Annotated in this window: 15 protein-coding genes; 11 read left to right on the forward strand and 4 right to left on the reverse strand. The window is 67.1% G+C overall.

The genetic code is table 11. The features are described from left to right. The first annotated feature begins 4 nt into the window (after positions 1-4). From flgC to ACI48D_RS05305, 11 genes are all read left to right on the forward strand, one after another. Positions 5-409 carry a flagellar basal body rod protein FlgC gene (gene flgC, locus ACI48D_RS05255; RefSeq protein WP_435570155.1) on the forward strand — a complete coding sequence of 135 codons (405 nt, stop codon included), beginning with the start codon at positions 5-7 and terminating at the stop codon, positions 407-409. Continuing rightward, complete coding sequence (locus tag ACI48D_RS05260) at positions 409-1077, forward strand: flagellar hook capping FlgD N-terminal domain-containing protein (RefSeq protein ID WP_435570156.1); 669 nt, start codon at positions 409-411, stop codon at positions 1075-1077. The genes flgC and ACI48D_RS05260 overlap by 1 nt, the downstream gene beginning before the upstream one ends. 16 nt (positions 1078-1093) lie before the next feature. Beyond that, entirely contained in the window at positions 1094-2284 is a 1191-nt protein-coding gene (locus tag ACI48D_RS05265) for a flagellar hook protein FlgE (protein WP_435570157.1), read from the forward strand. After that, positions 2284-3009: a flagellar basal body rod protein FlgF gene (locus tag ACI48D_RS05270; RefSeq protein ID WP_435570158.1), complete on the forward strand. Its 726-nt coding sequence runs from the start codon at positions 2284-2286 to the stop codon at positions 3007-3009. Before ACI48D_RS05265 ends, ACI48D_RS05270 begins: the two co-directional genes overlap by 1 nt. A gap of 28 nt (positions 3010-3037) precedes the next feature. After that, the gene (flgG, locus tag ACI48D_RS05275; RefSeq protein ID WP_435570159.1) at positions 3038-3823 is read left to right on the forward strand and encodes a flagellar basal-body rod protein FlgG; all 786 of its coding nucleotides are present in this window, start codon (positions 3038-3040) and stop codon (positions 3821-3823) included. A 4-nt stretch (positions 3824-3827) separates the two neighbouring features. Then, positions 3828-4496: a flagellar basal body L-ring protein FlgH gene (gene flgH, locus ACI48D_RS05280; RefSeq protein WP_435570160.1), complete on the forward strand. Its 669-nt coding sequence runs from the start codon at positions 3828-3830 to the stop codon at positions 4494-4496. A 155-nt stretch (positions 4497-4651) separates the two neighbouring features. Then, complete coding sequence (locus tag ACI48D_RS05285; RefSeq protein ID WP_435570245.1) at positions 4652-5704, forward strand: flagellar basal body P-ring protein FlgI; 1053 nt, start codon at positions 4652-4654, stop codon at positions 5702-5704. Beyond that, positions 5704-6078 (forward strand): rod-binding protein, encoded by a 375-nt coding sequence (locus ACI48D_RS05290; protein WP_435570161.1) that lies wholly within the window; start codon positions 5704-5706, stop codon positions 6076-6078. The genes ACI48D_RS05285 and ACI48D_RS05290 overlap by 1 nt, the downstream gene beginning before the upstream one ends. A 53-nt stretch (positions 6079-6131) precedes the next feature. Further along, a complete protein-coding gene (gene flgK, locus ACI48D_RS05295) occupies positions 6132-7502 on the forward strand; it encodes a flagellar hook-associated protein FlgK (protein ID WP_435570162.1) in 1371 nt (456 codons plus the stop codon). Positions 7503-7518: 16 nt separating this feature from the next. Beyond that, positions 7519-8430 (forward strand): flagellar hook-associated protein FlgL, encoded by a 912-nt coding sequence (flgL, locus tag ACI48D_RS05300; protein ID WP_435570163.1) that lies wholly within the window; start codon positions 7519-7521, stop codon positions 8428-8430. Positions 8431-8435: 5 nt separating this feature from the next. After that, complete coding sequence (locus tag ACI48D_RS05305; protein WP_435570164.1) at positions 8436-9476, forward strand: hypothetical protein; 1041 nt, start codon at positions 8436-8438, stop codon at positions 9474-9476. Between the two features lie 9 nt (positions 9477-9485). On the opposite strand, the gene ACI48D_RS05310 is transcribed toward ACI48D_RS05305, so the two are convergent. The 4 genes from ACI48D_RS05310 to ACI48D_RS05325 are packed head-to-tail and all read right to left on the reverse strand — an operon-like array spanning position 9486 to position 13518. Continuing rightward, on the reverse strand, positions 9486-10250 hold the full coding sequence (locus ACI48D_RS05310) for a hypothetical protein (protein ID WP_435570165.1): 765 nt from the start codon (positions 10248-10250) through the stop codon (positions 9486-9488). A 16-nt stretch (positions 10251-10266) separates the two neighbouring features. Next, on the reverse strand, positions 10267-10827 hold the full coding sequence (locus tag ACI48D_RS05315) for a DUF2059 domain-containing protein (protein ID WP_435570166.1): 561 nt from the start codon (positions 10825-10827) through the stop codon (positions 10267-10269). 25 nt (positions 10828-10852) lie between these two features. After that, positions 10853-12463 (reverse strand): OmpP1/FadL family transporter, encoded by a 1611-nt coding sequence (locus ACI48D_RS05320; RefSeq protein WP_435570167.1) that lies wholly within the window; start codon positions 12461-12463, stop codon positions 10853-10855. 8 nt (positions 12464-12471) lie between these two features. Further along, entirely contained in the window at positions 12472-13518 is a 1047-nt protein-coding gene (locus tag ACI48D_RS05325) for a transporter (protein ID WP_435570168.1), read from the reverse strand. Positions 13519-13537: the final 19 nt, after the last annotated feature.

Below are 13537 nucleotides of genomic sequence, written 5' to 3' on the forward strand. Positions count from 1 at the left end.
CAGCATGGGTTTCAAGGACATTTCCCAGATCGCCGGCTCGGCGATGGCGGCGCAGTCGGTGCGCCTGAACACGATCGCCAGCAATCTGGCCAATGCCGACGTGGCGGCCGGCTCCGAAGCCGAAGCCTACCGTGCGCGCAAGCCGGTGTTCGCGGCCGTGATGGGCAATGCCGCCGGCGGCGGCGTGCGCGTGCTGGACGTGGTGCAAAGCGCCGAGCCGCTGCGCCGCGTGCACGAGCCGGACAATCCGAAGGCCGACGCCGAAGGCATAGTCTATTACACCAACGTCAACGAAGTGGCCGAAATGGCGGACATGATGTCGGCCTCGCGCGCGTTCGAGACCAACGTCGAGGTGCTGGGCCGCATCAAGTCGATGCAGCAGTCGCTGCTGAAGCTGGGAGAAGGCTAATGGTCGCCACCGCATCCACCTCGAACAACCTGGCCGGCAACACCGGCGCGCAGGCTTCCGCCAAGGTCGCCACCCAGGCCGCGACCAACGAGAACCGCGACATGTTCACCAAGCTGCTGGTGGCCCAGATCCAGAATCAGGATCCGCTGGCGCCGCAGGACCCGACCGCCTACGTCAACCAGCTGTCGCAGCTGTCGCAGACCGAGGCGCTGCAGAACCTGTCGCAGATGACCACCGCGAACGCCAGCATCCTGCAGAGCATGCAGACGCTGGCGATGGGCAGCCAGGTCGGCTCCGAGGTCACGGTCGCGACCAATACCCTCAAGCTGGACGGCGGCAAGGTCAACGGCACGATCCAGCTGAACGGCGCCAGCAGCGCCACCACGCTGGTGCTGACCGGCCTCGATGGCCAGCAGCACACGGTCGACCTGGGCGCCCACGGCTCCGGTACGCAGTCGTTCACGATCGACCCGGACGCGCTTGGCCTGCCGCCGGGAAGCTATGCGATCCAGGCCAAGCCGTCGGACGGCAGCTCCCCGCAGATCGAGATCGCCGCGCGCCTGAACAGCGTGCGCGTCGCGAACGGCGGCGTGGTGCTGCGGGTGGCGAACATCGGCGAGGTCGATCCCTCGTCCATCACCGGCTTCAACGGTAAAACCGAATCTTAAAGAACAAGGAATCGACATGAGCTTCGACATCGCACTGTCCGGCATCCAGGCCATCAACACATCGCTGGAAACCGTCTCGAACAACATCGCCAACGTCGCCACCTACGGCTTCAAGAGCAGCCGCGCGAACTTCGCCTCGGTCTACGCCGGCACCTCCGCCAACGGCGTGGAAATCGGTTCGCTGACCCAGACCATCGGCCAGAATGGCTCGACCCAGACCACCGGCCGCGGCCTGGATGCCGCCATCGACGGCCGTGGCTTCTTCGTCAGCCGCGATCCGCAGGGCGGCCTGACCTATACCCGGGTCGGCATCTTCTCGACCGACACCAAGGGCTACCTGATCGACAGCAACGGCAAGAAGGTGCAGGGCTACGGGCCGAGCAACGGCGGCGCGCTGGGCACGATGGGCGACCTGCAGGTGCCGACCGGCCAGATCCCGGCCGTCGCCACCACCAACATCGCCTTTATCGGCAACCTGTCGGCCGACTGGAAAGCGCCGGCCGCCGCCTTCGACCCTTCCAAGTCGACCACCTACAACATGGTCAAGCAGTCGGTCGTGTATGACTCGCTGGGCACCCAGCACACCGTGTCGCAGTACTTCGTGAAGAAGGACGACAACGCGGTCAACGTGTTCTACGCGCTGGACGGCGCCGCTCCGGCCTCGACCACCACCCCGAACACGACCCTGAGCTTCGGCACCGACGGCAAACTGAGCGGCACCAGCAGCGCCACCCTGGCGATTCCGGCGGGGACCGGCGCGGCCGGCGGCAGCATCTCCATCGACTACACCGGCACCACCCGCTTCGCCGGCGAAGCCACCACCACCACCAACCGCAGCGACGGCTATGCCTCGGGCGCCTTCGTCGGCGTCGAACTGGCCGCCGACGGCTCGCTGGTCGCCAAGTACAGCAACGACCAGTCACAGGTGGTCGGCACCGTCGCCATCGCGACCTTCGCCAACGAAAGCGCGCTGAAGCCGATCAGCGACACGAGCTGGGTCGCCAACGCCGATTCCGGCGCCGCCCTGTACAACGTGCCTGGCGTGGGCCTGTCGGGCAAGCTGAGCACCGGCGCGCTGGAAGGCTCGAACGTCGACATCACCTCGGAACTGGTCGGCCTGATGACCTCGCAGCGCAACTACCAGGCCAACTCGAAGGTGCTGACCACCGAGAGCCAGATGATGCAGGCCCTGATGCAGGCCATGTAATGGACAAGCTGATCTTCACCGCCGTCTCCGGCGCCGAGCGCCTGCTGCGCTCGCAGCAGGTCCACGCCAACAACCTGGCGAACATGGACACCTCGGGCTTCCGCGCCAGCATGGAAGTGGCCGGCAACACGGAACTCGGCGGCTTCGGCTACGACGACCGCCACCTGTCGACCATGCAGTCCGACACCGTCTCGACCCGCGCCGGCTCGGTGCGCGAGACCGGGCGTCCGCTGGATGTCGCCATCGGCGGCAAGGGCTACCTCGCCGTGCAGTTCGGCGACAACGAAGCCTACACCCGCTCGGGCGAGATCGACATCGACGCCAACGGCGCACTCATGGTGCACGGCCGTCCATTGCTCGGCGAAGGCGGCCCGATCACCCTGCCGCCGCACACCGCGGTGGAGATCGGCACCGACGGCACCATCTCGGTGCTGACCGAAGGCGCGGCCCAGATGCAGGTGGTCGACAAGCTGCGCCTGGTGAACGCCGAAGGCGCCGAGCTCACCAAGAACGAGGCCGGCCTGATCGTGGCGCGCGACGGCGCTCCGTTGCCGGCCGACCCGGCGGTCAGCGTGAAGCCGCGCGCCCTCGAAGGCTCGAACGTCTCGGCGGTGGAGGAGATGGTTGCGACCATGAGCCTGAACCGCAGCTTCGAAATCCAGATGCGCCTGTTCAAGGCCAGCGACAGCATGAACGAGGCGGGCAACCGCCTTCTCGGCGCGTAATCACGCCACGACCCTACAAGGAGAGAACATGAATCCAGCAATGTGGATCAGCAAGACCGGCGTGCAGGCACAGGACGCGAAACTGCAGGCCATCGCCAACAACCTGGCGAACGTGAACACGGTCGGCTTCAAGCGCGACCGGGTGGTGTTCGAAGACCTGTTCTACCAGATCGACAAGCAGCCGGGCGCCCAGACCGCGGACAACACCGTCTCCAACGGCGTCCAGCTCGGCAACGGCACGCACATCGTCGGCACCCAGAAGGTCTTCACCAACGGCAGCATCCAGACCACCGGCCAGTCGCTTGACGTGGCGATCTCCGGCAACGGCTTCCTGCAGGTGCGCCGTCCGGACGGCCAGCCGGCCTATACCCGCGCCGGCCAGCTGCAGGTCGACGCCAACGGCGTGCTGACCAACGCCCAGGGCCTGCCCCTGGTGCCGCAGATCACGGTGCCGAACAACGCAACCGGCATCACCATCGGCGAAAACGGCATGGTCAGCGCGACCGTTCCGGGTTCGATCGCCCCGACCGAACTAGGGCAGCTGACCCTGACCTCCTTCGTCAACCCGGCCGGTCTGCAGGCGCTGGGCGAGAACCTGTTCCAGGAAACCGCCGCCAGCGGCAACCCGAACGAAGGCAAGGCCGGCGACGGCGCCTTCGGCAAGATCAAGCAGGGCGCGCTGGAAGGCTCGAACGTGCAGGTGGTCGAAGAGATGGTCGACATGATCGCCGCCCAGCGCACCTACGAGATGAATACCAAGGTGCTGTCGGCCGCCGACAATATGCTGCAATACCTGGCTTCGGCATCGCGCTGATCACATGATCCGTCTCACCTCCGCGGCAGTAGCCGCATTTGCTTTACTGCTCACGGGCTGCGCGTCGCGCGTCCCCCTGAACGACACCAAACCGGTCGACGACGCGCTGGCCCTGCCGAAGGCATCGGCCGCGCGCGCCGGCATCTCCGGCGGCGTGTTCTCGGCCGATACCGTGTCGCTGACCTCGGACGCGCGCGCGTTCCGCGTCGGCGACGTGGTCACCGTGCTGCTGCAGGAAACCACCCAGGCCAGCAAGAAAGCCGGCACCAGCTTCTCGAAAGGGTCGAGCGCGTCCGTGAATCCGATCGGCCTGCTCGGCAAGACCTTCGGCCGCACCGGCGTCAGCGCCAGCGCCGACCGCAGCTTCCAGGGCGACTCTACCAGCACCCAGCAGAACGCGCTGTCCGGCGCCGTCACCGTGCTCGTGCAGGAAGTGCTGCCGAACGGCCTGCTGCGCGTGGCCGGCGAAAAGCGCCTGCAGCTGAACCAGGGCGAGGAATACCTGCGCCTGGCCGGCTACCTGCGCGCCGCCGACATCGACAACGACAACCAGGTGTCCTCGCTGCGCGTGGCGAACGCCCGTATCGCCTTCTCCGGCCAGGGTTCGCTGGCCGACGCCAATACGCCCGGCTGGCTGACCCGGTTCTTCACCGGTCCGCTGATGCCGTTCTAAGCGTCCTTCCAAGGCAAACCATGATTCGAATTTCCGCTACTGGCTCGATTTTCCGTATCACTTCCGCGCTGCTGGCGGCGTCCTTCGCGCTGCCTGCGCTGCCCGCGCTGGCCGCGCCGGCCGCCTCGGTGGCCCGCACGCCACGCGCGGAGGCGATGCCGCAGCCGCGCGTCCAGCCGCTGCGCAACCTGGCCAGCGTCGAAGGCGTGCGCGACAACCCGCTGGTCGGCTACGGCCTGGTGGTCGGCCTGAACGGCAGCGGCGACTCGACCCAGGTGAAGTATTCAAGCCAGTCGGTGGTCAACATGCTCAAGCAGTTCGGCGTCAAGCTGCCGGACGGCGAAGAGGCGAAGAACAAGAACGTCGCCGCCGTGATGGTGTCGGCCGTGTTCCCGCCGGGGTACCGCCGCGGCCAGGCGATCGACGTCACCGTGTCCTCGCTCGGCGATGCGAAAAGCCTGCGCGGCGGCACCCTGCTGCTGACCCAGCTGCGCGCGGCCGACAACGAAGTCTACGCGCTGGCACAGGGCAACCTGGTGGTCGGCGGCCTGGCGGCGTCCGGCAAGAGCGGCTCCTCGGTGACGGTGAATACGCCGACCGGCGGCCGCATCCCGAACGGCGCCATGATCGAGCGCGAGATCCCGACCGACTTCGCGACCCGCCAGCAGGTCGTGCTGCGCCTGCGCCATCCGAACTTCGACACCGCCACCAATGTCGTGGAAGCGATCAACCGACGCTTCGGGCCGGTCGCCACCACCGCCGACGGCACCAGCGTCGAAGTGGTCGCGCCCACCAATCCGACCGAGCGCGTGGCCTTCGTGGCCAAGCTGGAAAACATGCCGGTCGAAGCCGGCGCCGAAGTGCCGAAGGTAGTGTTCAACTCGCGCACCGGCACCGTGGTGATCTCCGACGGCCTGCGCGTGAAGTCGGCCGCCATCACCCATGGCGCGCTGAAGGTCGTGATCTCGGAAAGCTCGGCGGTCAGCCAGCCGGGCCCGTTCTCGAAGGGCCAGACCGCGGTCACGCCGCAATCGAAAGTCTCGGTGGACCAGGGCTCGGGCCAGATGTTCCACTGGCCGGCCGGCGCGAAGCTGCAGACCATCATCGACGTGGTCAACAGCCTGGGCGCGTCGCCGGACGACATCATGGCAATCCTGCAGGCGCTTGACCAGGCCGGCGCGATCGAAGGCGAACTGGTGGTGATCTGATGCTCGATAAACTGACTCCCCTGAACGCGCCGGCGCCGGCGCAGGCCGATGCCGCCGATCCGAACCTGGCCCCGGTCGCAGCCGCCGCCAACGCGCCCGCCCCCGCGGTGGCGGACCCCGCCTACGTCAAAAAGGCCACCAAGGCCGCCGTCGAATTCGAGAGCTTCTTCATCTCGCACATGCTGCAGCAGATGCGCGAAAGCGCGCGCGCCCTGGCGCCCGAAGACAGCCCCTTGAAGGACCCGGTCAACAGCGACATGCTGGACATGGCCGACAAGCTGCTGGCCGGTCACCTGGCGGGCCAGCGCGCTTTCGGCGTGGCCGACGCAATTCTCAAGCAATTGTTGCCTCCAGGCCTTAATAAAGCCGGCTGAACGGTCGCCCTTAGTCATTGATGGGTTACTGACCCGCACAAGAAAGACACGCAATGAGCATCCTGAACAATGCACTGTCCGGCGCGCTGGCCTCGCAACTGGCGCTGTCATCGAGCAGCCAGAACATCGCCAACCTGCAGACCAAGGGCTATACGCGCCAGTCGGCGCTGCTGAGCGCCGTCGCGCCCGCGGCCGGCTCGACCCAGGCCGGCAACGGCGTGCGCGTCACCGCGCTGCTGCGTTTTTCGGACAACTACAAGACCCAGCAATTGTGGCGCACCGCGTCCGACCTGGGCCAGCATGCCCAGACCCAGCCCTACCTGACCCAGCTGGAAACCGTCATGGGCAACGACGATGCCAGCCTGTCGGGCGGAATCGACAAATTCTTCGCGTCCCTGAACGCGGTGGCCGGCGTCGACCCGACCTCGACCCCGCTGCGCCAGCAGGTCGTGACCGCGGCCGGCCTGCTGGCCCAGCGCTTCAACAGCCTGAACAACGTCTACAACTCGCAGCTGCAGTCGGTGCGCCAGCAGCGCAGCGCGATCGTCGATTCGGCCAACACCGCGATCGCCGCGATCGCCACGCTGAACGCCCGCATCGCCAACGCGAATGCCACCGGCAGCAATGCCTCGTCGCTGATCGACCAGCGCGACCAGGCGATCGACAGCCTCTCCACCCAGATGGGGCTCGAAGTCAGCGACCAGCCGGACGGCACCCGCAACGTCTCGCTGAAGTCCGGCCAGTCACTGGTGCTGGGCAGCGTGGCCGGCAAGCTGTCGGTCAGCGGCGGCGCCGACCTGTCCTTCAGCCTGAGCTTCGCCGGCAGCACCTTCGACCTCGACGTCACCCGCGCCGGCGGCCAGCTGGGCGGGCTGTCCTCGTACGAAAAGGATGTGCTGCTGCCGCTGCAGAACAACGTCGCCGAGATGGCCCAGCAGATCGCCGACAAGGTCAACGCCCAGCTGGGGGCCGGCTACACGATGGATGGCAAGCCGGGCAAGCCGCTGTTCGTCTACAACACGGGCAACACCTCGAGCATGCTGCAGGTGGCGGGCGGCTTCCAGACCGCCGATCTGGCCTTTTCCGGCGACGGCACGCCCGGCGACACCGGCAACCTGCAGAAGCTGGCCGCCATCAAGAATCAGTCCGTCACCCTCACCGGCCTCGGCTCGGTGCTGCTCGGCGACGCCGACACCCAGCTGGTCGGCAAGCTGGCGGTCGACAGCCAGCAGAACAAGGGCGCGCTCGACACCTACCAGAGCATGCGCGACCAGGCCGAACAGGACTGGCAATCGACCAGCGGCGTCAACCAGGACGAGGAAGCCGTGCACCTCGTCGAATACCAGAATATGTACCAGGCCAACATGAAGGTAATGTCGGTCGCGAACGCGCTGTTCGACGCCACCCTGGCGATGATGGGCTAAGACAAGAGAGAGAATCATGCGTATCGCGACCAGCCAGTACCAGGCGATGATGAACCAGTCGCTGCAGAAGAACCAGGCGCGCATCAGCGAGCTGACCCAGCAGATGGCCAATGGCAACCGTATCCAGGTGCCGTCGGACGACCCGGTCGACAGCGTGCGCATCTCGCGCCTGAAGCGCGAGGAAGCCGCCATCGCCCAATACCGCGACAACATCGCCGCGGTGAAGCAGCGCATGTCGAAGAACGAAGGCTACCTGAGCAACATGGTCAACGACATGAATTCGGGCCGCGACCTGCTGGTCTGGGCCGCGGACGGCAGCAATGCGCCGGACGACCTGCACGCGATGGTGACCTCGCTGAGCGCCCTGCGCGACAGCCTGATGTACACCTCCAATTCGATCGACCAGGAAGGCCGCAGCATCTTCGCCGGCACCGCCACCGCCACCGCGCCGATCGCCTACGACGCCAAGGCGCCGCTGGGCTCGCGCTACAGCTACGCCGGCAACACCCAGGACCAGACCGTAGTGGTCGGCAACGGCATCACCCAGGTCGCGAACCAGAACCTGAGCGGCATGGAAAAGCTGCTCAACCAGCTCGACCAGACCATCGCCACGCTGTCGGCGCCGGGCGTCAGCGCCAACGACCCGGCCGTGCGCAGCACCATCTCGGCCAACCTGGACGGCTTCGACGACGCCATGAACCTGTTGTCGGGCAAGGTCGCGGTGCTCGGCGGCCAGCAGAACATCCTCAAGACGATCGATGCCAACCACGAGAACGTCAGCCTGTCGAACCAGACGGCGATTATCGACATCGGCCAGCTGGACGTGGGCGCCGCGGCGATCGAACTGAACGGCTATTCGACCGCCCTCCAGGCCAGCTACAAGGCCTACAGCAAGATCGGTAATCTCTCCCTGTTCGCAGCGCTCTGATGGCAATGGAAACGACATTACGTACGACGACTGCCGGCGGCGCCCTCGGCACGCGCGCCGGCGTCGCTACGCGCCTGGACCAGCCGCGCGCGGCCGGACCCACGGCTGAACGCAGCGAGACCGGCCGGGCCACGGCGGCCGCCGCCGGCCCCGCTCTCCTGCGTCGCAACGCCGCCAGCATCGGCGCTGCGCTGCAGGACCAGGTCGCCCGCGCCCAGCAGGCGCTCGATTACCTCGACCAGGTGCAGGGCCAGCTCGAATCGCTGAAGGGCGAACTGACTTCCAGATTGGCCGGCAGCCGCGGCGCGGCGCGCCAGCAGGCGGACGGCCAGGCGAACGCCAAGCTCGGCGCCCAGGTGCGCCAGCTGGCCGCGACCCTCGCGTCGCGCCGGAAAAGCGCCGGCGGCGGCGTCGACGGCGACCTGAATTTCAACGGCAAGCCGGCCACCCAGCGCTTCCGCATCCGCGGCCTGGACCTCGATGCGCTGCGCAGCGGCGGTCCGCAAAGCCTGGCCTTCTCGGTCGGCGGCAACGGCGGCCCGCAGCTGTCGGTCGAGATCGGCGCCGGCATGAGCGACGACGAGATCGCCGCCGCGGTCGACCGTGCGATGGCACCGATGGGCGTGCGCGCCGGCCTTGACGGCCAGGGCGGCCTGGTGTTCTCCACGCCGGAGGCAAACTGGCCGGCGATCAAGGACAGCATCGCCATCAGTGGCCGCGGCCGCGTGAGCACCGACGAAGTCCCGGCCGAACTGGCGCCGCAGCAGTGGAACGCCGGCAGCGGCGACGCCCTGCGCGCAAGCCTGCGCGAAGTGGTGCAGGCGCTCGAACGCGTGCGCCGTTCACGCGACGCCGCCAGCAATTCCTTGTCGGCCGCCACGGTGGAAATGACCCGCGTCACCACTCCGCCTCCGGCAGCCGAGCAAGCGGCCCAGGAATTCGCGACCACCGCCGCGAATCCCGACTACGAGTCGTTGCTGTCGCTGACCTCGGCGCTGGTGGGTGTCAGCCGCGAGCGCGTGCTGGCGCTGCTGGGCCTGCGCTGATCTTTACGATCAGCGTGGCTTCACGCTGATCGTCGTCCCGCGCAAATCGATATCGCGGATCTCGACGCTGCCGAAGCTCGACCCCGGCGCGCTGCCCACGCGGATGTTGCGGAAGCTGATCTCGCCGATGGTGCTGGGCAGGCGCAGCGTGATCGACCCGTCCTTGTTGATCACCGCGTGCGAATTCGCTGCGTCATAGGTCACGTCGGCTACCTTCGTGTCGGCCGACAGCAGCATCGCCAGCGGATTGAAGACCTGGGCCAGCTCGCCGAGCACGCGCACGCCGCCGTCGGGCAGCGCATGCTGCATGTCCCGGGCGGCCTGTACGCCGCTCCGGCCGCTGAGGGCTGCCAGGCGCAGCTCGGCCTGGCGCGCCTGGTCGCGCAGGGCGTCGTCGTCCCCGCCTTTACTCGCTCCCTGCGCCATGATCTGCCCCAGCTCCTCGTCCGACAGCTCGCGCAGCAAACGTTCGCCGAATGCGCGAGCGGAAGCCGCGGCGGCCGGCGCCGCCGTCACCGCGGCATAGGCATGCAATGGTCCAAGCAAGGCCGTCGCCAGCGCCGTCGCCATCCGCACATTGCGCTGGCGCCGGATCGCGCCGCGCACCTGGGCCTCGGTGATCAGCTTCATGTCGGCCAGGATCTCGCCCAGCCGGCGTCCACTGCGGCCCTGTTCGCGGATCGCCGCATCGAGCTGCGCTTCCGAGATCAGCTTCTTGCCGAGCAGGATCTGCCCCAGCTGCGATTTTTCGCGGCGCTGCCTCATCCAGTCCATCGTCCGCCCCTCCGGCTCATTGGCCAACCGCCGCCCGCAGGCGCAAGCCGACGCGGTTCTGCAGCTCCGTCATCTTCGGCTGGATCTGCGCGGCATGGGCCTTGGCCACGTTCTCGCCGACCGTCTTCTTCATCTCCGGCACCAGGGTCTCGAACTTAGCCAGCACCGGCGAGTCGAGGATGTCGGCCAGCTGCCTGAGTTCTTCCGTGCTGAACTTCTGTGCCAGCAGCGGCGCCACGTTGGCCTGTACCACCGCCTGGGTGCTGGCGCGCAGCGGCGGCGTCTCCTGTTCCAGGAATTTGCTCGCCTCGGCCGTCACGTCTTTCATCGCGGCCTCCTGCTTCTCGGCCGGCACCCGGCTGGTCACCACCACGCGCGACTGGCGAATCATCTCGGCCACCGGGGCCTGCAGCATCTGCGTGCCGATGGAATCGAGCGCCATCTTGGCCAGCACACGGCTCACCAGCGCCTGCTTCTCGGCCGGCACCGCGGAAGCTGCCTGGGCGCAGGCGCCGCCGGCCACGCTCAGACCGATCGCCATACCGGCCACACGCATTACGAACATCGATCGGGACATCGTCATCTCCACTGAATGAAACGGTTCAGAACGGGCGCGTATAAGACGCACCGAAGTAGCGCACGATCAGGCTACCCGACACACTGGTCGCCGCGTACGGGTTGTAGATCAGGTTGAAGAAATCGTCGCAGTTGAGGTTGCAGTCGCTGCGCGCCGGGATGTTGTAGCTGCCCTTGATGTAGCTGCCCGTGAGGTTCACTTCGGCGCCGCTGTCGAAGCGATAGCGCAGGCCCAGGCTCTTGAGTTTGGTGTCGGGCAGCGGGGCCAGGAGGCTCATCTTGTCGCCCGGGATCGAGCTCTTGCGCGGCTCGTAGCCGGCCCGCAGCGACAGCTTTCTGGTCAGGTTGACCTGGGTGCCGAAGCTGTAGTTGACCACACTCTTGAAGCCCATCTTGAAGCTCGCCTGGTGCGAGTTCGCATAGCCGAACAGGCGCGCCATCTCGAGCAGCTTGACGCTCTGGTCGAACTCGAAGGTCAGCTGGTTCCACTTGGCCCAGTCGGAGTAGCTGACGTCGGCGTTCAGCTGCACGTAGTCGGTCGCCATCAGCTTGATCCCGGCCTGCACCCGCCACGGGAAGGGAATCCTGGCGCTCATGTTGCCGCCCTGGTACTCGGGAATATCCGCCGGCAGGCCGGTGACGGCGCCGACCACCGGTCCGAGCAGGCTCGAATTCAGGCCGCGCACGAAGCTGCGCAGCATCGGGTCGGCGTGGACCTGGTAGCGGCCGGTGTAGGTCGTGTTGGCGCCGCCCTGATACACCAGGCCCAGCGCGAGCCACTTCTTCGGCTCCCACAGGATGCCGATGTTGAAGCTGGGATCGAACGAGGCGTGCATGTCGAAGTCGATGTTGGCCGCCCGCTTGAAGGGATCGACCATGCCTTGCGGGCCGCCGCCGCACAGGCCGAAGGTGAGCGTGTCGATCACCGTGCCGTTGCCGTCCGGGCAAAGCGCCTTCTGCAGCTGGCCGACCGTGCCGAGCAGCTTGTTCGGCGCGCGGAAGTCGGTGTTGATCGCGAAGTTGGCGTACGCGATCGGCACCGCCAGGCCGACCTGCAGCGTGTCGGAGATCTTGTAGGCGGCGGTCGGCGACAGGTAGTTCAGGCGCTGCAGCTGGATCAGGCGGCCGTCGAAGCGCGCCGGGTCGTTCGGGTCCTTGCTGCGGTCCACGCTCATCGCCTGCGACAGGTAGACCATGGTGCCGAAGGTCCAGCGCGAGCCGGGCGCGTTGTACGAGAAGCCCAGCCCCGGCACCGCCACCGCCGGCAGGCGCGCCTTCGGGATGCCGAGGAAAGGCAGCGCCACCGCCTGCCGCACCTGGCCGCTCGACATGCCGTTGATCGGGTCCTCCTTGAAGCCGCCGATGTCGATATCCGGCGCGCTCACGAACCGGTTCGGGTTGCGGATCGAGGCGACGAAGATGGTGTCGATGTGGTGGCTGCCGGTCAGGCGCGCCAGGCCGGCGGGATTGAAGTGGATCGACTCGATCCCGGGCGGATCGGCGGTCACCGCGTTCCCCATCGCCATCGCGGTCGCGCTGGTGGCCAGGTTGTCGGTGACGCCGGCCCGTGCCGTCGGCAGGGCTGCGGACAAGCCCGCGGCAAGCGCGAGCGGAGCGGACAGGCGGGCGAACGTCAAGGCGGGCCTCACTTCAGCAGCAGCGGCACGCTCATGGTCAGGGCCAGGTTCGGCGCCGCCGCAGTCAGGCCGGCGCCGACGGTGACGTTGACCGTGGTCTTGGGCGTGAAGCGGTAGCCCAGGCCGATCGACAGGATGCCGGCGCTTTGGGTCTGGGTCTTGGCCTGGGTACGCGCGCCATTGGCATTGTCGAAGGACAGCGTGGAGCCGGCCGAGATCGATTCCTGGAACGAGAACGAGGTCGTGATCTTGTACGACAGCGCATACGCGAAGCCGAGGCCGAAGCCGACGCTGGCACCCGGCTTCACTTCGCGCAGGGTGGCGTTGTACAGCTGCTGGTTCAGGTGTTTCGCCTTCAGGCCGTAGCCGAGGTTGAGGGAGCCGAACAACGCGACCGGGTCGACGATGCGGGTCACGTTGGCGCCCACGTTGAAGGTGTTGATGCCGGAGCCGGTCGCCAGGCCTTTCTCGCTGTCGACCTTGAACGGGCTTTCGCCGGTCGCCAGGCGCACGCCGCCGGTAAGGGTGAAGGTCGGCTCGTCGCGCTTGACCTCGAGCGGCTGCCAGCGCACGTTCAGGCCAAGGTCGCCGAGCGTGTGCGACACCCCCGAGTAGCCGGCATTGTCGGCATAGCGGCTGATGAAGGGCATGCTGACGTTCGCGGTCAGGTTATTGCGCAGGCCGTAGTCGAGCATCAGGGTGTTGGTGATGGTATGCGAGTTGCTGTTCTCGATCGAGAACAGGGTCGCCTGCCCGGAGCTCAGGTTGGTGTTGATCTTTTCCTGGCCGATGTAGGTGTAGCCCAGCTCGTAGTTCACCTGGACCTGGCCCTTGCGGATCAGCGAGTACTGCTTGTCGACCGCGGTCAGGGTTTCCTTCAGCAGAGTGGTGTTGTCGGCGTCGCCTTCCTTCTTTGCGAGCGCGTCGCGCACCGCATCGGAAGACGGCGCGGAAGACGGCGCGGAGCCAGCCGGCGTGGACGACTGCTGGGCCTGGGCCAGGGCTTGGACGAACAGGCCGCAAACGGCCAGCGCCAGCAGGGAACGAATCTTCATGGTGGTCCTTCGTGGTGGT

This window comes from Massilia sp. LXY-6 (assembly GCF_051233485.1).
Classification (GTDB): Bacteria; Pseudomonadota; Gammaproteobacteria; order Burkholderiales; family Burkholderiaceae_D; genus Telluria.